The organism is Adlercreutzia equolifaciens (genome assembly GCF_029076695.1).
Lineage (GTDB): Bacteria > Actinomycetota > Coriobacteriia > Coriobacteriales > Eggerthellaceae > Adlercreutzia > Adlercreutzia equolifaciens_A.
The window spans coordinates 1-286 of the sequence record NZ_JARFIK010000676.1 but is presented as its reverse complement, the minus strand read 5'-3'; the positions used below and the strand labels follow the sequence as shown (position 1 = coordinate 286).

Genomic DNA, 286 nt, shown 5'->3' with positions numbered 1-286 from the left:
CGCTCTTTCTGCTCTCTTGCACGACGTACATCAATATCTTCCGGCTTCTCCGCTGTATCTACGATCAGAGTTACACGGTTATTTACAATCTCCGCAAATCCTGTTCCTACAGCAATCTCTTTCCATTCCGTCCCGTCAACGTTCATCCGGGCAATCCCGACTGTCACCGCGATCACCATATTCTCATGATGGGCAAGGATTCCTTTCTCACCATCCGGTGCCGGAATAGTCAGTTTCTGACATCTTCCTGCATAGAACACTCCGTCACTCGCTATGATTTTAAGAC

Annotated in this window: 1 protein-coding gene; it reads right to left on the bottom strand. The window is 48.3% G+C overall.

The genetic code is table 11. The annotated features are described in order from the left end of the window. On the bottom strand, positions 1–286 hold a 286-nt coding region (gene atpC, locus PZH32_RS14080), incomplete at both ends, for an ATP synthase F1 subunit epsilon (protein WP_275208889.1).